Source organism: Pandoraea communis (genome assembly GCF_902459745.1).
GTDB classification, from domain to species: domain Bacteria; phylum Pseudomonadota; class Gammaproteobacteria; order Burkholderiales; family Burkholderiaceae; genus Pandoraea; species Pandoraea communis.
This window is the reverse complement of record NZ_CABPSJ010000001.1, coordinates 1,126,808-1,144,982: the sequence shown is the minus strand read 5'-3', so window position 1 is coordinate 1,144,982 and position 18,175 is coordinate 1,126,808. Positions and strand designations below refer to the sequence as shown.

11 protein-coding genes are annotated in these 18,175 nt (G+C 65.1%); 7 read left to right on the top strand and 4 right to left on the bottom strand.

Translation table 11 applies throughout. The annotated features are described in order from the left end of the window. The first annotated feature begins 115 nt into the window (after positions 1-115). The 6 genes from PCO31110_RS05185 to PCO31110_RS05160 all read left to right on the top strand — a co-directional run bounded on the left by PCO31110_RS05185 (position 116) and on the right by PCO31110_RS05160 (position 7,574). On the top strand, positions 116-577 hold the full coding sequence (locus tag PCO31110_RS05185; protein WP_010806630.1) for an Lrp/AsnC family transcriptional regulator: 462 nt from the start codon (positions 116-118) through the stop codon (positions 575-577). Between the two features lie 303 nt (positions 578-880). After that, positions 881-3,295, top strand: coding sequence for a TonB-dependent hemoglobin/transferrin/lactoferrin family receptor (locus PCO31110_RS05180; RefSeq protein ID WP_081636421.1), 2,415 nt, complete (start codon positions 881-883; stop codon positions 3,293-3,295). A gap of 108 nt (positions 3,296-3,403) precedes the next feature. After that, positions 3,404-4,522: a hemin-degrading factor gene (locus PCO31110_RS05175; RefSeq protein ID WP_150689786.1), complete on the top strand. Its 1,119-nt coding sequence runs from the start codon at positions 3,404-3,406 to the stop codon at positions 4,520-4,522. Positions 4,523-4,560: 38 nt separating this feature from the next. Further along, positions 4,561-5,448 (top strand): heme/hemin ABC transporter substrate-binding protein, encoded by an 888-nt coding sequence (locus PCO31110_RS05170; RefSeq protein WP_370855815.1) that lies wholly within the window; start codon positions 4,561-4,563, stop codon positions 5,446-5,448. An 85-nt stretch (positions 5,449-5,533) separates the two neighbouring features. Next, a complete protein-coding gene (locus tag PCO31110_RS05165; RefSeq protein ID WP_174979326.1) occupies positions 5,534-6,679 on the top strand; it encodes a FecCD family ABC transporter permease in 1,146 nt (381 codons plus the stop codon). Positions 6,680-6,710: 31 nt separating this feature from the next. Beyond that, on the top strand, positions 6,711-7,574 hold the full coding sequence (locus PCO31110_RS05160) for a heme ABC transporter ATP-binding protein (RefSeq protein ID WP_150689784.1): 864 nt from the start codon (positions 6,711-6,713) through the stop codon (positions 7,572-7,574). Positions 7,575-7,694: 120 nt separating this feature from the next. On the opposite strand, the gene PCO31110_RS05155 is transcribed toward PCO31110_RS05160, so the two are convergent. From PCO31110_RS05155 to PCO31110_RS05140, 4 genes are all read right to left on the bottom strand, one after another. Then, the gene (locus tag PCO31110_RS05155) at positions 7,695-8,666 is read right to left on the bottom strand and encodes a delta(1)-pyrroline-2-carboxylate reductase family protein (protein WP_150689783.1); all 972 of its coding nucleotides are present in this window, start codon (positions 8,664-8,666) and stop codon (positions 7,695-7,697) included. Positions 8,667-8,834: 168 nt separating this feature from the next. After that, the gene (pbpC, locus tag PCO31110_RS05150; protein ID WP_150689782.1) at positions 8,835-11,111 is read right to left on the bottom strand and encodes a penicillin-binding protein 1C; all 2,277 of its coding nucleotides are present in this window, start codon (positions 11,109-11,111) and stop codon (positions 8,835-8,837) included. Next, the gene (locus PCO31110_RS05145) at positions 11,095-11,820 is read right to left on the bottom strand and encodes a lysoplasmalogenase (RefSeq protein WP_010806638.1); all 726 of its coding nucleotides are present in this window, start codon (positions 11,818-11,820) and stop codon (positions 11,095-11,097) included. Before PCO31110_RS05145 ends, pbpC begins: the two co-directional genes overlap by 17 nt. A gap of 20 nt (positions 11,821-11,840) precedes the next feature. After that, positions 11,841-17,867 carry an alpha-2-macroglobulin family protein gene (locus tag PCO31110_RS05140; RefSeq protein ID WP_150689781.1) on the bottom strand — a complete coding sequence of 2,009 codons (6,027 nt, stop codon included), beginning with the start codon at positions 17,865-17,867 and terminating at the stop codon, positions 11,841-11,843. On the opposite strand from PCO31110_RS05140, the gene PCO31110_RS25595 reads away from it, so the two are divergent. Next, positions 17,862-18,140, top strand: a complete 279-nt coding sequence (locus PCO31110_RS25595; protein WP_174979323.1) for a hypothetical protein — start codon at positions 17,862-17,864, stop codon at positions 18,138-18,140. The two genes, PCO31110_RS05140 and PCO31110_RS25595, sit on opposite strands and share 6 nt — an antisense overlap. Positions 18,141-18,175 lie beyond the last annotated feature (35 nt).

Sequence of the window (18,175 nt, the reverse complement as noted above, 5' to 3'; positions counted from 1 at the left end):
GGGCACGCGTTGGTATGCAAGCAGTGTATGGGGAGGCGGGAGAAAGATTTTTACTATTTCACTCATTCTGTCGCACAATTAGAAACGTTCATTTCGAAAAAGGCGCTTTAAGGAAATGGAATTACTCGACAATTTTGCCCGTCAAATCCTGCGCCTATTGCAGATCGACTCGCGCCGCTCGGCGCAAGAACTGTCTGAAAACGTGGGCCTGTCGGCCACGCCGTGCTGGCGACGCATCAAGGACATGGAGCAAAGCGGGGTGATCCAGCGCTACACGGTGCTGCTCGACCGCGAAAAGCTGGGCCTGCATGTGTGCGCGCTGGCCCATGTGCAACTCACCCGCCACACCGAGGGCGGCACGGAACAGTTCGAGCGCGAAATCCGCACCTGCCCGGAAGTCACCGAGTGCTACAGCACGACGGGCGAGGCCGACTACATCCTCAAAATCGTGGCGCCGGACATCAAGGCCTACGACGCGTTTCTTCACGAGCACATCTTCCGTCTGCCCGCCGTGGCCAACGTGAAGACAAGCGTCGTGCTGCGCGAAATCAAGTTCGATACGAGTCTGCCGATCTGACGCCGCCCTTTCGCCGCTTTCCCATTTGTCGACATCGCACGACATATCCCCTTGACGTGCCGTCACTTCTCCGCTAAAAATGCAAATGATTCTCATTTAAGTTTTTCGTCCCAAGGCCGGGTCTCTGCGGCCGGGTGGTACGAGATTTTCGCCAGCCGCGCCTGCCTGCGTGTTCCTCAGCGTCGATGACGATGCTGCCTACACGCCGATTGCCACGAGCGCTTGCCAGCCAGAAACGGGGTTTTCTTGCACTGGGAGCCAGCAGTGAAGCAGTCGTCGAGCGGCGGGGGCCGCACCTTTGTCATGTCCATGCGCCGGAATTACGGCGCCAACGGTTCGATCCGTGCCATTCGCGGCGGCGGAAATCGAGCCGAAGACTCGCAACGCCAAACTGCGCGCGCGCCTCGCCGGCGTCTGCAACCGCTCGCAGGCGCGGTGCTCGCCGCGTTCTGGTTGCCTGCCGCTTTCGCACAACAAGCCACGTCCGAGGGTGCGACTCAGCCAGCCGGTCCGGCCCAGACGATTCAGCTCGCGCAAGCATCGTCCAACGCGCCGTTGCAACTCGCCGACGCCAATCTGCGAGAAGTGAACGTGACAGCAACGCGCACACCGACCGAAGCGGAACGCACTCCCGCGTCCATCTCGGTCATCACCGATCAGGATCTCGAAGAACAGCAAGCGCAGGACATCAAGGAAGCACTGCGCTACGAGCCAGGTGTCACGGTACGCCGCGCGCCGTATCGTCCCGCATCGGCAGCGGCCGGCGGCGGTCGCGACGGCAATTCGAGCATCAACATCCGGGGTCTCGAAGGTAACCGTGTGGCGCTCTTCGAAGACGGCATCCGCATGCCCTCCTCTTACTCGTTCGGCCCGCTCGAAGCCGGCCGTGGCGACTACATGAGCATGGACCTGCTGCGCCGCATCGAAATCCTGCGCGGCCCGGCATCGTCGCTGTACGGCAGCGACGGCCTGACCGGCGTCGTCAACTTCCTCACCAAAGATCCGCAAGACCTGCTCGACGTATTCGGCAAGTCGACCTACTTCTCGCTGCGTCCGTACTACAACTCGATGGACCGCAGCTTCGGCACCACCGCGCAGGCCGCGTGGGGGGGCGAGCAGTGGCAGGGCATGGTGATCGTCGACGGCAACAAGGGGCACGAACTCGACGGCAAGGGCACCAACAACTCGGCCAGCACGTCACGCACGAGCGCCAACCCGCAGGACGCCAACGGCGACTCCGTACTCGGCAAGCTGGTCTTCAAAGCCACGCCAAGCTCGACATTCAAGCTCACGGGCGAGACCGTGCGCCGCCGTGTGGACTCGAATGTTCTGTCGGCCGTCAATCCGCCGGCGACACTCGGCCTGAACACGAGCGACCGTCTCGAGCGTAATCGCGTGAGCCTCGATTACGACTTCAACGACGCCTCGCAGGCATACGTCCAGAACGTCCACGCGCTGCTGTACTTCCAGGATGCGAAGAACAGCCAGTACGCGTACGAGAAGCGCACGGCGGGCGATCGCACGCGCGACAACACATACAAGGAGCGCACCGTCGGCGGCTCGCTGCAAGCGCAGAGCAACTTCGCGACCGGCCCGCTCACGCACAAGCTCGTGTACGGCACCGACGCGAGCCTCGCGTACATCACCAGCTATCGCAACGGTACGCTGCCGGGCGTGGGCGAGTCGTTCCCGAACAAAGCGTTCCCGGACACGGATTACACGCTCTTCGGCGCGTATTTGCAGGACGAGATCCGATACGGTGCGCTCACCGTCACGCCGGGCATTCGCTACGACGCCTATTGGCTCTCGCCGAAGCAGAACGACCCGCTGTACGTTTCGCAAACGTCTTCGGGCGCACGTGTGCAACCGACGTCGTCGAACGATTCCGCGTTCTCGCCGCGTCTGGCGATCATGTACGAGATCGCGCCGTCGCTGATTCCGTATGTGCAATACGCACGCGGCTTCCGCACACCGACCCCGGATCAGGTCAACAATGGCTTCTCGAATCCGATCTTCGGCTACATGTCGATCGCGAATCCGAACCTCAAGCCCGAAACAAGCGACACGTTCGAGCTGGGTTTGCGCGGACGTCTCGCTACCACGCTCGGCCCGGTCACGTACAGCACCGCGGTCTTTGCGGGCAACTATCGCAACTTCATCTCGCAGCGGAGCATCAGCGGCTCGGGCCGTCCGAACGATCCGCTCATCTACCAGTACGTGAACTTCAGCCGCGCGCGCATTCAGGGTTGGGAAGGCCGTGCCACGTGGGCGCTCAAGGGCGGCGTGACGGTGCGCACCGCCATGGCCTACACGCATGGCACGACCGAAGACAACGGTGCCGCCAATCAACCGCTGAACACCGTCAACCCGTTCTCGATGGTGCTCGGCGTGCGTTACGAGCCGAACAGCACGTGGTTCGCACAAGCCGACCTGCTCTTCCAGGCCGCCAAGTCGCAAAGCCAGATCGCGAAGACCTGCACATCGGGCGCGCAGCAGAACCAGAATTGCTGGGCACCGCCGTCGTCGATCGTGCTCGATCTGTCGGGCGGTTATCACATCAACAAAAACGCCACGCTCTATGCGGGCGTCTACAACGTGTTCGACCGCAAGTACTGGAACTGGTCGGACGTGCGCAACATCGCCGATAACTCGACCGTCAAGGACGCGTATTCGGCACCGGGCCGCAGCGTGGCTGTGAGCCTGAAGCTCCAGTACTGATTCCGCAGATCGACCTCAGCACCGCGCCGGCGCGCCCGCACTTCGTTGGTTCGACGCCCGTCGGCGCATGCCAGCCATTGCCAGCCAACCCGCAACAAAGGACTCGCCATGATGAACGCTCAAAACGCTATCCCCGCCGCCCGTCCGGCGTTCCCCGCGCTCGCCGACGTCACCCGTCTGCGCAGCGAATTCCAACGTGTGAAGACCGAACAGAACCTGCGCGATCGCGACGCCGCGGCCGCACTGGGCGTGTCCGAAGGCGAGACGGTCGCCGCTTTCGTCGGTGAGCACGTCGTGCGTCTGCGCCCCGAATTCACCGAGATTATCGAAGCGCTGCCCGCACTGGGCCGCGTGATGGCGCTCACGCGCAACAACGCCGCCGTGCACGAAAAGGACGGTCAGTACGAGAAGCTCTCGCACACGGGCACCATCGGCCTCGGTCTCGGCAAGGACCTCGACCTGCGCATCTTCTATCACCAGTGGGCCTTCGGATACGCCGTCGAGACGCCTGCGGAAAACGGTCCGCGTCGCTCGCTCCAGTTCTTCGATAAGGCCGGCACTGCCGTGCACAAGATGTTCCTGCGCGATCACAGCGATGTAGCCGCGTTCGAGGCCCTTGTCGCGCGCTTTCGCGCCGACGACCAGACGCCCGGCCAGCACGTCGTCGCCGCCGACGCACCGAAGGCCGAAACGCCCGACGCCGATATCGATGTGGCGGCCTTCCAACGCGACTGGCTCGCCATGACCGACACGCACCAGTTCTTCGACTTGCTCAAGCGTCACGGCGTATCGCGCGCACAGGCGCTGCGTCTGGCCCCGGACGGTCATGCGCAGAAGGTGCACGCCGCTTCGGTCCGAACACTGCTCGAAGACGCCGCAGGCACCGATCTGCCGATCATGGTGTTCGTCGGCAATGCGGGCATGATCCAGATTCACACCGGCCCCGTGAAGCACATTCGCGTGATGGGCCCGTGGGTCAACGTGCTTGATCCGGGCTTCAACCTGCACTTGCGCGAAGACCTTGTCGACACGGCGTGGCTCGTGCGCAAGCCGACGTCGGACGGCATCGTCTCGTCGCTCGAATTGCTCGACGCTTCGGGCATGGTCATCGCCATGTTCTTCGGCGAGCGCAAGCCGGGTCAGGCCGAGCGCGAAGACTGGCGCGAGACGCTGGTGCGCGTGGAGGGTGCCGCAGGTTCGCAAAGCGTAGCGGAGGCATCGAAGTGAACGAGTCAATCGACGCGCGCGGCACCTCGCGGCGCGCACTGCTGACCGGGGGCGCTACGCTCGTCGCCGGTGCGTGGCTGGGCACGCTCGTGTCCGCAACGCGCGCCAGCGCGGCCTCGCCCGCCGCGCCGGGTGACGGTGGACCCAAGCGCGTCGTGGTCGCTGGCGGCGCGCTCACCGAGATCGTCTACGCACTCGGCGCGCAAGACCGCGTGATCGCCAACGATCTGACCAGCCTGTATCCGGAAGCGGCCACCAGGCTGCCCAAGATCGGCTATCTGCGCACGCTGTCGGCCGAGGGCGTGCTCTCGCTGCATCCCGACCTGCTGCTGGCGGGCGCGGAAGCAGGCCCGCCCAACGTGCTGTCGCAAATCGCGGCGGCAGGGGTCCCGGTCAAACGCTTCGCGCACGGCTACACCGCCGAATTGGTGCGCGACAACATTCGTGACATCGCCGCCGCCCTGCGAATGAACGACGCGGGGCTTCGCGTGGCGGGCCGCTTCACATCGGACTGGCTGCGTATTCGTGACCAGATCGAGCAGCGATACGGCATTGCGCGACGCCCGCGCGTGCTGTTCATCCTCGGTCACACGGGCAATCAGGTGATGGTCGCCGGGCAGGACACCGCCGCCGACGCCATGCTCACGTATGCAGGTGCCGAGAACGCGCTGCGCGGCTTCAACGGATACCGGCCGCTCACCGCCGAAGCGGCGGTTGCAGCGCAGCCCGATGTGCTGCTCACGACGACGACCGGGCCATCGTCCGCCGATCCTGCGGCAGCGTTGCTCGCACAGCCGGGGCTGGCGAACACACCCGCCGGACGCGCCAAACGCGTGGTGAGTTTCGACGCGTTGTACCTGCTCGGCTTCGGCCCGCGTCTGCCACAGGCGGTGGCCGATCTCGCGCAGCGCGTGCACGCCACATGAATGTGACCCGGTGCGTCGCTATGCACGGTTTGGCCCTGCACGCCAGGGCCATCCAAAAATCCGCCAATCGCCAGTGAACGAAGACATGTCAGCCGCTCCTCCGATTCCGAAGCCATTGCCGTCCCGCAGCGCTGAGACGACGCCGGCCTCGGCCACCGCCTCTGCTTTGGCGCAAACCAACGCCGCGCGTCGCCGCCCGGCGCAGTGGATCGTCATGGCGGTGCTCGCCGGCTTGCTCGCCGCCGCCGTGCTCGCCGCCCTGTGCGGCGGCGCCTATCGCATTGCGCCGGGCGAAGCCGTCATGGCGTTGTTCCGGGGGGCCACAGGCGACTTCGCGCAGGATCAGGCGCGCAACGTCATGCTGCAGATCCGGCTGCCGCGCATCGTGCTTGGCATGCTCGTCGGTGCGGGATTCGGTGCCGCTGGCGCTGCGCTGCAAGCCCTCTTTCGCAATCCGCTCGCCGACCCCGGCCTGATCGGCGTGGCCAGCGGCGCCGCGCTGGGTGCGGCCGGTGTCATCGTGTTGGGCGGTGTCATGCTGCCCGCCGCGCTCGCCGCGTCGCTCGGCCTGTGGCTGCTGCCTGTGGCAGCGTTCTCCGGCGCGCTCGGTGTCACAGCGCTCGTTTATCGACTGGCAGCGGGACGCGGACGTCTCGCCTTGCCCCTGTTGTTGCTCGCGGGCATCGCCATCAATGCCGTGTCGGGAGCCGTCATCGGTCTGCTCACCTATCTCGCCAACGATACGCAGTTGCGCACACTCACGTTCTGGACCCTCGGCAGTCTCGGCGGCGCGCAATGGTCGATGCTCGCGGTGATCGTGTGGCCGGTCGCGCTGGGCGTCATTGCACTTGCCACGCAGTGCCGTTCGCTGAACGCGCTGTTGTTGGGCGAAGCGGAAGCGCTGCATCTCGGTGTTGCCGTGCAGTCGGTCAAGCGCCGCGTGATGGTGGCGTGCGCGCTTTGTGTCGGTGCGCTTGTGGCGTCGAGCGGCATGATCGGGTTCATCGGCCTGATTGCTCCGCATATCGTGCGTCTGGTGGTCGGTCCCGATCCGCGTGCGGTACTGCCAGCGGCAGCGCTCTTCGGCGCGATCCTGACGCTGCTCGCCGATCTCGTCGCGCGTACGTGGGTGGCGCCGGCCGAGTTGCCGCTGGGTATTCTCACGGCACTGCTCGGCGCCCCATTCTTCCTCATGCTGCTGTGGCGGCGCCGCGCACAGTTCGGGCTGTGATGAAACCGGACCGACGACAAAGGACATCGCGATGCTCAGTGCACACAACCTGACGATTGCTCACACCGATTCGCCCGTGCTCGACGGGTTGTCGCTCGACATCCGTCCCGGCGAACTCCTCGTACTGCTCGGCCGGAACGGCGCGGGCAAGAGCACGTTGCTCAAGGCGCTCGCGGGGGAACCGCTGCCACCGCGCGCGCATCTGAGCGGCACCATTACGCTGGGCGGCGCGCCGCTCTCACAGTATTCGACGGCGGCGCTGGCGCGTCTGCGTGCAGTGCTGCCGCAAACGGCTCAGTTGTCGTTTCCGTTCAGCGCACTCGAAATCGTCACGATGGGACGTTTGCCCTTCCCAAGATCGCGCGGACGTGGGGCGGCAAGCAAGATCGTGAAGAGCGACACGGAAATCGCGACGCTCGCGCTGGAGCGCGTTGGCGCACTGCCGTTGCTGCATCGCGACGTGACGACGCTTTCGGGTGGCGAATGGGCGCGCGTGCAGTTCGCGCGTGTGCTGGCGCAGCTTTGGCCGCACGACGACGATGCGTTGACACCGTCTGTACCGCGCTATCTGTTGCTTGACGAACCGACAGCGGCGCTCGACCTCGCCCATCAGCATCACCTGCTCTCGCTGACGCGTGAACTTGCCGGTACTTGGGGATTTGGCGCGATGGCCATCGTGCACGACGTCAACCTTGCGGCGCGTCATGCCGACCGCATGGCGTTGCTCGCCGACGGACGCATTCTCGCCACCGGCACACCGCGCGAAGTGATGCGCGCCGACCTCATCGAGACAACGCTGGGTCTTCCGGTCCACGTCATTACGCCGCAGATGTCGCCGGGCTATCCGGGGCTCGCCGGTGCTTCGGCAGGCGTACCCTTCGCGCTTCCGGCCTAAATCCGCGACGCGATCGCGCTTCGGCGTGATCCGCGTCTCACCATCTCACCATCTCACCATCTCACCATCTCACCATCTCACCATCTCGCCACTGCATCGCTGCACGGCGTAGGCGTGGCCTTACGACACCGGCACACCGTCCTTCGCGAGATTGGCGCGCGCGCACAGCACGGCAGCAAGATCCCACAACGCGTAACCCACGCTCTTGAAAAGCACGGGCCCGCTCGACCGGAAGCGATCGGGCGTGATGATCGCGTCGAGTAGCGGCGCGGCACGGCCCCAGTCAATGGCGGCATGCAGCAGATCGCCGGCTTCGTGCTTGACTTCCCAGGTGTCGACGACGAGCGTGCCGCGCACGGCGGCATCGCGGCACAACTGCGGCGGCAACTCCCGCATGTCGGGGCGGAACGACCCCACACCGGCAACGAAGATGTCATCGCGCCAGCGATGCACGTCGCTATCCGGCAGCACAGGCTCGTTGCTGGTTGTCGCGGCAATCACGATGCTCACGGAATTCAGCACCGGCTCGACGGCGTCGATGACCGTCGCTTCCACGCCGAGGGTGGCGGCGTGATCCGCGAGCGCATGCGCGCGTTCCGGGCTGCGCGAGAAGATCATGAAATGACGCGTACCCATCCCTGCGGCAAAGGCCTCGAGATGCGCACGAGCCTGCACGCCGGCGCCAACGATCAGCACCGGCCCCTTCGGGCGGGGCGCAAATTTGCGGGCAGCGAACAGCGTCACGGCGGCGGTGCGACGCCCCGTAATGGTCGGTCCATCGAGCAACATGAGACGTTCGCCCGTATGCGGATCGAACACCATCACCTCACCGATGATGGACGGTTTGCCCGCACGGCAATTCTCGGGATGAATGGTGATGTGCTTGGTCATCGCCACATCGCGATTGGTGGCAGGCATCACCAGCAGCACGCCACCTCGGCGGCCGCGTTCCGGTTCGGTCAGGGAAAAATGCAGACGCTCAGGCGCGCGCGCGGTGCCCGAGCGCATCTCCATGAGCATGGCCTCGATACCGTCGGCCAACTGAGGATAAGGCAGCAACTGCGCGGTTTGGCGCGCGTCAAGCGTGATCATCGATATGTCTCCGCTCCGGGGCGTGCGCCGTCGGCGGCAGGACCTGAACTCGTCGCCTTCACATCGCGTCACGCATTGACAGTCTCGTTTCAGTGTAGCGTGCATCGCGTGGACGCGTCTGCCACATCAAAAATTAATCCTGACAAATCCCATCGAGCGCACATGCGCTCAGCGACTCGCATTGCGCATGCGCTTGCCATCGGTCAATGTCGCACCGCGTACCTCGAAACGTATGCTGTCGCGAACGACGCCGGCAGCGTCGACAAGCTCGAGCGTGTGACGCCCGGGCCACGGCAGCCAGCCCGTGCGCGCGCCCCCCGCAAGCGGCTTGCCGTCGAGCCGCCACGCGGCCCCTTTGGGCCAAGCGGCCGCCACCTGAAACCACAGTCGCTGGTTGGCGGGCGGGATGTCGGGGTCCAGTGCCACGATGGTGCCGTCGGCCGGCCCGGCAATTCGCCAGAGCGGCCCGCCGGGCGCTTTGGTCGCGAGTGACGAAAGGGCAATCGTGCTTTGCGAAGTACCGGGAAGAAACCACTCTTCGCGTGTAGGTTCAACGTGCTCCGCGTATTGCACTGCGACATGCTCGAGACCCGGCGGCGGCGCTGGCGGCAGGCTTGCCGTCCGGCGATGCAGATAGTCCATCATGCGATGCCAGATGGGCGCCGCACCCGACACCCCGGAGACGTCCCACATCGGCGCACCATCGGCGTTACCGACCCAAACGCCGACGGTATAGCGCCGCGAGTACCCGACGGCCCAGTTGTCGCGCATGTCCTTGCTGGTGCCGGTCTTCACGGCGGTCCAGTAACGCGTGGAGAGCGGACTATCGAGGCCGAACGTGCGGGTGCGCGCCTGCCGGTCCGCAATCATGTCCGACACGATGAAACTCACCTGCGGGGAAAAGACAGCCGTATGTCCCTCGGACCGGACCGTTCCCCTGGCGTTGTCGCCGCGCGTGCGGGCCGTCTCGGGCATACGTTCCTTCACACCGCTGGCAGCACCGCCGTTGGCCAGTGCACGATAGGCGTTCGTCAGCGAAAGCAGCGTAACGTCGGCGCTGCCGAGGGCAAGACGGTAACCGTAGTAGTCGCCGCTCTGCGTGAGCGGCAGGCCGAGCGCGACGAGCGTCTGGGCGAACCGGCGCGGTGTGACCATCACGAGCGTGCGCACGGCAGGCACGTTCAGCGACGAACCCAGCGCAGTGCGTGCGCTCACCCATCCCTTGAAATGCCGGTCGTAGTTCTGCGGAATGTACAGGCCGCCGCCCGTGGGCAGATCGATGGGTGAATCGTCCAGGAGCGACGCCGCCGTCAGGCGCTGCTCGGCAATCGCCTGCGCGTAGAGAAATGGTTTGAGTGTCGAACCGGCCTGCCGTAACGACGTGACACCGTCGACCTGTGCGGCGGAAGACAAGACGCCCGACGATCCCACCCAGGCAAGAATGTCGCCACTTGCGTTGTCGATGACGACAATCGCCCCGTCCTGCACGTTGCGTGAGCGACCCGGCGTGCCCAACTCGCGCAGGGTCTGCTGCAAGGTGGTGACGGCCATGCGCTGGAGGTTCGCATCCAGCGTGCTGGTGATGCGCGTGCCCGCCGGCGGGCGGCTCGCGCTGAAGATGCGACGCGCGAAATGCGGCGCGAGGTTGACGGCGTCGCGCGTCGTCATCACGTTTGCCGGTCTCGAGAACACGAGTTGCGCGTAGCCGTCCAGTCCGTTGCAATCGGTGGCCTGCCCCATGTCGCGCAGGATGCCGCAAGCGCGCTGCGCCACGCGCGAGACGGCCGCATTCGGCGCACGCAGCAACGCAACGGCCAGCGCCGACTCGCGAGCATCAAGACCGATGGGCAGCTTGCCGAAGAGCGTTTGCGACACAGCCGAGATGCCAACAAGTTCGCCGCGAAACGGCACGAGGTTCAAATACGCCTCGAGAATCTGATCCTTGCGCCAACGCTGCTCCAGCCATACCGCCGTCGCCGCCTGACCGATCTTCTGAGTGACGGATCGATTGCGCGCACTCGGGCGCAGATCGTCGTCGAGCAGCCCCGCCAACTGCATCGTCAGCGTGGACGCGCCGCGCGTGCGCGAGTGCCAGAGGTTACCCCACGCGGCGGCGGCCACGCCTCGCCAGTCGACGCCGCTGTGCTCATAAAAGCGCTTGTCTTCAGAGGCGATCAACGCCTGACGAAAGGCCGGAGATACCTCGGCGAGCGTCACCCAATCGCCGCGTTGCGCCTGCATGTCGGCCCGCAGGCGTTGCAGCGGTTCACCCCGGCGATCCAGCAGAATCCAGTCGGAAGCGCGCCAGTCCTGCCGCACCTCGTCAAACGACGGCACCGCGCTTGCCGGTGCCGACACCTGCAACAACCCAAGCGCCAACCCGACGCTCAATACGACACGACGCGCAACACCCCAACCATGAAGAACGTCAGACACTGGGCGCATGCTCCTCGCCCTCTTGCGCCAGTCGCGGCACGCGCACTGCCATGATGCCGGCGGTCAGCAGCAGTTGCGCAAGCGCGTAGAGAATCCAGATGGCGTACTCCTGCGCCGGAATCGTGCCAACAAAGCGCGTGGCGCCAATAAGCGCATCCGAGATCGTGAAGAGCAACGCGCCGACGGCGGCCCACTCTCCGCGGACGTCGGCGAGCAGCGCCGCCGACGCCATCATCGCCAGCACAATCACGTAACACGCCACAGGCGCCTTGAGTTCCCCCATGCCGGGCCAGTACATCGCGTACGCGAGCGCCGCCGTCACCCACACCAGCACGATCGCGACGCGATGCCAGCCGGGCACCTGCGTCCAGGGTCGCCGCAAACGCCAGAAGAGCGCGAAATAAGCGAGATGAGCCAGCAGGAAGGCAGCGAGCCCCAGCACGAAGCCCTGTGCCAACGTCGGCAACGCGAGCAGGACATCGCCCGCGCCGGAAAAGAACAAGGCTGCACACAACCACACCCGCTCGCGCGGCATTCGGTGGTGCAAGGCGGCGAACAGGAGCAACGCGCACAACAGCGCCTTCGCGACCGCCTGATCGGCGTACGGTGCCCCACGCAACGACAGCGCATAGGCGGCTCCCGCGACAGCGGCCAGCCACCAGAAGCGGCGTGCGTCGCGGGGCAGCGCCGCCGCCGGTGCAAAGAAGTTCGACGTCATGTCTGCCCGGCTCCCATTCGTCACGGTTTCGCAGGCACCACTTGCACGGGCGCGTTGGGCGTCTCGCCGTACATCGCAGGCTCGTACATTGCTTCGACACGCGTCGGCGGCGTGGCGAACTTGCCCACGTTGTTCAGACGCACCGTGTACTCAATCCGATGCTGGCCCTTTGGCAGGTAGTCGTAATACGCACGATAAGCGTCCTGCGCTCTTTCCTCGAACGCCGGCATCGCGCCTTCACTCTTCTCCCCTTGCGTAGCGATAGCCGAATCTCGTCCCAACCCGCCGCCGAGCACCGTCGCCCCGCCGGGCAGCGGATCGCTCACCACGACCCAGCGCATATCGGCCTGTGCGTCGATATCCAGCCGCACACGCAGCACGGCACCCCGCACGAAGCTGTCACCCGAGCGATCCGCAGCGTCTTGCACCTGAACGCTGCGCGTCACGCGGTAGCCGGCCGCGAACGGCGCTTTGAGCGGAACGGCAGCCAAGCTCTGGATCGTCGCCCATGGCTTACCCGCCCCCGTCTGCTCGAGACGCAACACATCGCGCGCGCTGTCCGTGCCGGCGGCGGCGTGGCTCAGCCACGGCAGCGAGACCGTGGGTGGCACGGTGCCCGCCTTGAGCTTGGCCCAGTCGACGGTTTGCACGGCGCCGCTCGTCTGGTTGTCGCGCTGCCACTGAATGGCGGTTTGCCCGGTCGGCGTGTCGCGCTCGAAGCGTGCCGAGAAGCGATCCACCGCCAATCCGCCCCACACGTTGGCCGTTGTCGTCGACCAGGCACCGCGCGATTGCAGCCCCAGCAGCCCGATTACGAGACGGGGCATTTCGTCCTTCCAGGCCGGGTTCGCGTTCATCAGTAACGCCAGACGCGCGGCGTTGGTCTCCGGGCCAACCATCAGCCACCAGAGCCCGTCGCTCGCCTGTGTCGAGAAGCCCACCCGCGTGCCCTGATACGACAGGCGCGCGCGCAGGATCTGCTCGGCCTGCGCCAAACGCTCGGCACGCTGCGGCGCATCGGGCAAGCGTTGCAGGATGGCATACCAATCGATGACTGCCGACGTCGGCCAATCGTTCGGCGCAATGGCGAGCGAACTCAGCATGCGCGCGTTTGCCCGTCCATACCGGGACAGCGCCTCGATCGCGGTGAGCTTGCGCAGTGTCAGATCGTCGCGCGGTGCCCAGAAGCGACGCGTGAGGCGTCCTTCCACGAACGCCGTCAGGCCGTCCTCCATGCGAGCCAGCGCGTCGTCCGGCAGAACGTACGCCGGGTCGAGCGCCTTCGCTTCGCTGCTCACGGCCAGCAGATAAGCGGTAAGCGTATCGCTGCCCTGATTGGCGAAGCCCTCCTGCGGCGGGAAGTAGCTCGCCAGCCCGTCTTCATCGAGATACGACGGCAGCATACCCATCACCCGCTTCCACTGGGCGACGTCACGCAAGCCGAGCGCCTTCGACGCCTGCTGCTCCAGACAGGCATACGGATACAGCTCGAACCAGCGCTTTACGCCGGGCAATCCCTGCGACAGACGCGGCTGCATGCTGATGCGCACGCCGCCGCGCAGCTTGCCGGTGCTGTCCGCCACAGCGCCCGACGGCGGCGCCATCGGTAACGTCAGACTGCCTTCGACCTGCGTGAGCACCGACTGCTGAACGCTCGCAGGCAACGATGGCTGAATGTCCTGCCCGACCTTGATCGTGTCGCTCGCCGCGGGAGCCCCACCTGCCGCCGGAGCCTGAGCACTCACCTCCCACAGCAATCGTTGGGCACGCGTGTCGGCCAGCCCGGCAGGCGCCGTGACTTCCCAAGCCACTTCACGCGACTCACCGGCCGGCACGTCAACGCGTTGCGGTGCCAGCGTCAGTTGGGTCGCCCGTGCACTCAACTGCACCTGCATGGGGTGCTGCGTCGTATTGCGCACGGTGAACTGGGCACGATAGTTGTCACCTTCGCGCACCAGCGGCGGCAATCCCGAGATCAGTTGCAGATCCTGCGTGGTGCGAATGGTCGCCGTCCCCGTGCCGAACCAGCCAAGCGCCTGCGCACCGGGCTTGCCATCGTCGGCAACGGCCACGATGCGGAAGCTGGACAACGAGTCGTTGAGCGGTACGTCCACGCTCGCCTCGCCCTTGTCGTCGAGCACTACACGCGGCTGCCAGAGCAATAGCGTGTCGAACAGCTCGCGCGTCGGACTCTTGCCCCCGCCCCCGCCTGCCGGTACCGCCTTGCGGCCATAATGCCGGCGTCCGATGATCTCCATCTGCGCGGTGGCGGTCGTCACGCTATAGCTGCGCCGTTGCCACATGGCGTCGAGCAAACGCCAACTCGTGTTCGGCGCCAGTTCGAGCAGTGCTTCGTCAACCGCAGCAACGGCAACCTCCGATCCCGCCGCCACCGGCTTGCCGTCCGGCTGCGTGACCTTGATGCGCACCTTGGCGTGACCTCGCACCGGATAGGTCGCCGCATCGGGCTTCACCTCCACGCCGAGACGTTGTCCCGCCGTGCCCACGCGCAACTCGGTCAGCCCGAAGCGATAAGCCGGCTTGCCCAGATCCACCAGCCCCGTCGGCGCCTGATACTCCCGGCCTTCGTACCAGAAGGCACGAAACCACTCTATTGGCTGCTTCCAACCCCATTGGAAGAATGAGTACCAGGGCACCTCATGGATGCGACCGCGCACCGCCAACACCGACACATAGACGTTCGGGCCCCAGGACGGATCGACCTTGAGGGAGATGTTCGGGTCCTTGCCCGAGATCTCCATCGTGCGCGTCTCCATCACCCCTTCGCGCTCGATCGCCACAAGCGCCGTCGCAGAGCGGAATGGCATGCGCACCTGCAGTTTGGCCGTCTCGCCCGGCTCATAGGCGCGGCGCTCAGGCAGCACGTCCATGCGGTCGGTGTTGTCGCCACCGAACCAGACCTCGCCGCGTCCCGTCACCCATACACTCGTCGTCGAGGTGCTTAAATTACCCTTGTCGTCCTTGGCCTGTGCAACGAGCGTGATCTCGCCCGGCTGAGAGAGAGATACGTCGCACGACAGCAAACCGCGCTCGTCCGTCTTCCCGCTGCACACGGTTCCGAGATCCTTGACCTCGATGCGGTTGTCGTAGGCGTAGAAGCCCCCCACCATTCGCTTGCGGCTGCTGGTGGTAATTCGCGCCTCGGCACGCACATCCATCGCAACCCCGGCCTTCGGCTTGCCTTGCAGATCGAGCGCGAGTGCCTTCACCGGCAGCTTGTTCGTCACGGATACCCAACTCTCGCTGCGCACGCCGGTGATCAGATTCGCGGGCCAAAGCGTGGCGTTACCGCGAAGCGTCTGAATCTCGCCGTTCGGGTCTGCAAAACTCGCTTCAAGCACCAGATCGCTCGGACGATCGACCTTCGGCAGATCCTTGAGCGTCAGACTGCCAGCACCGTTTCGATCCAGCACCAGCCGTTGTTTGTCGGCCACCAGCTTCTGATCGCTCGACCCCGAACTCTCGTCGTTGCCCTGGTCGTCATCGTCGGCCCCCGACTGAGCCGACGGCGGACGATAGGGCATGAAGCTGAAATCGTCGTATCCGTCGAACGTCAGGTCACGCACGCGCAACAGCGCGGAGACGCGCACGGGCAAATTACCGGCGGGTCCCCCCGCGACGTAATTCACCTGTACGTTGACCGGCGCTTCCGTCTTGTTGACGAGTGGAGCCTTCCCCGCGTCGCGCACGCCAATCGAGCCCGCGAGCACCGGCAGACGGAAGGCCTCCACGCGGAAGTGTCCTGCGTCGAGCGACGAGGGATACGACTTCGGGCGCGAATCGGTATCCGTATAGTCGAGCGTTACCGCATACTCCCCGAGTTTCGCGCCTTGCGGAATCTGGAAGGTGTTCTCGGCCAACCGCCCGTTGCGCCACTTGATAGGCTGTGTGTAGGTTTGTCCTGAGCCTTGGTGCGTGATCGTCAGTTGAGACGGCAGACTCGCCGGCAATGCCAGCCCCTGCATGGTTTCCTGGCGGATGAAGTGCTTCATCGACACCGTTTCGCCGACACGGAACAGCATGCGGTCGAAGACCGTCTGTGCGCGCACGGTCGGACTGCTGCCACCATCGGTCGGCACATGGAAGCGCCACGGCTCGATGCCGCGATCCCAGTCGGACGATACAAACGCCATGTCGGGATCGTTCCCTTGCGTGCGCGCGACGACAAAGTACCCCGAGCGCATGGTCTTCTCGCAATACCGGTATCGCTCGAGCGATTTGTCGATCTTCGCTACCCCCGTCTTGTCCGTGACAGCGCTGGCGACTTCCGTACCATCGCAATCGAGCACCCGCACCTTCGCGTTGGCGACCGGCTGGCCTTTGTCAAGCGTCGTCACCCATGCAACGGCGTTCTCGCGGCCCATCTTGAAATGCACACCGAGATTCGTGACAAGCACGGTGGTACGCACGTACATCGGCAACGACTTGCCGAGCAGCGCCGCCCCGAGCGACGGCGAAGCCAACTCCACGACATAGAAGCCGGGCTTCTGGAACGGAATGCCCACCACCTCGAACGGGCGTAGGTCCTTCTCCTTGGGCACGGGCAAGGTCAACGCCTGAACCCCCTGCAATCCCGACAGCAACGACAGGCTACGCGTGTCGTAACGCGTGACCTTGTCCTCGACGATCACCGCCGCGTTCGGGCCGAAAGCGTCTTTCGCCGCCGGGGCAGTCAGAATCGACGGCATCTCCTGCGCAATCTGCTTGCGCGTCATCGTCGTCTCATCGAAGCGACGCACGCGCGACATCCAGTTCATGACTTCGGCATCGTCGTCCACGCGCAACTGCAGGGTGCGGCCGCCCTCATTCGCTTTGGCGGCCTCTCCGGCAACACCGAGCCCATTGATCTGCAGCACGGGCTCGACCTTGCGCAGCGTGACCGGCAACATCGGCGGCATGCCGGGCTCGGCAAAACGCTCTACGATCCCGAACGGTGCGGCAGCGAACTTGGCGAGCGGCGGCATCGTCGCGGTTTTCGTTTTCAGCGGAAATTCGCCGGCGTTATCGAGCACGCGACCACTGTCGTCCGTAAATCCCTTCGGGAGCGTGACGGTCAGTTCGGCTTTCTCAGGGAAAGGCGCATCGAACGTCACCTCGTTCACGCTCGAAGAGCGATCCGAATCAGTGAACTTCGGTGAGCGCTCCGCGCCCGCGCCTTGCAGGCGGATTTTGGCCGCCATATCGCGAGCGACCGGCGAGTTGAACGTCAGACGCAGCGGGCGCAACGGCGTGCACGGTGCGTTCGCGTTCTCACGCTCACAACTGAAGCTGGCGGTAAACGGCTCGCGCACGTCGTATTCGAAGCGTCGAGCCTGCTTGGTCGGCACCCCCGACGGCGTGCTGATGCCCGCCCCCCAAACCAGATGCATCTTCGAACCTGCCGCGAGCGTGCGGTTGCATTGCAGCATAACCACGCGCGCAGCCTGCTTATCGAGATTGAAGCGTTTGATCAGCGCGCTTCGCGTATCGCCCTCGATCCACTTCACGCCGATGCGCTCGCCAACGCCCTCGGTTTCGCACCAGGCGTTCTGGCGCACGCTGGCAGGGGTTGCCGCACCGTTAAGCGTGAGGATGAATATCTGGTTTTCGTCGATGGCGCCGTACGACGGACGGATGGACGTGACGGCCGGGCCGCCGGTGTTGAATGCATAGCGCGTGGTGCCCGATAGCGCGGCACCTGAGACGGCGGACAAGCCGCTGCGCATCTCGACCGAACACTTCGCGCCAGGCGGGAGCGGTTGTCGGAAGTCGTAAACCCAGATCTTCGGTTCGAGCCAATGGCCCTCGCCGGTGAGCGAGGTATCAGAGCACCTCACGGTGGCCGGTGCCTGAGCGCGCGGATCACCCGCCGGCACGATGGCTTCGTCGAATTTGACGACCACCTGGTCTACGCTGGCGACCTCGCCCTGCGGACTCACGCTCGCGACACGCGCCGCCTGAGCCGGCGACGTCACGAACATTCCAAGACACAGTGCCGCCCACGCCATCGGCGCGGTCAGCCAGACGCGTTGCGTTCGACGATGCATGCCGGACTCCTCCCGAATTCTTGTCAGGCGATTCTAACCCGCGATCTTTGGCAATTCGAACCGTTCCCCCTCAGATCTGCGACGGGGCACGATATTTCGGAATGGCGGCGTGGCTGCATCGGAATCAGCCGGGATTGGGGGCGGGGCCTGTATGAAGAGCCGAGCCTCGCCGTGCTGCGCGTCATCGAAGTGTTGGTCGGCTCCACCGTCGCGCTTGTCCAGTCGTTGATCTATGGACGCTACGTGAAGCCATGGCTGATGCCCGCCGACTGATGCGAACGGGCAGCCGGGACGGGCCAAAGCGCCGC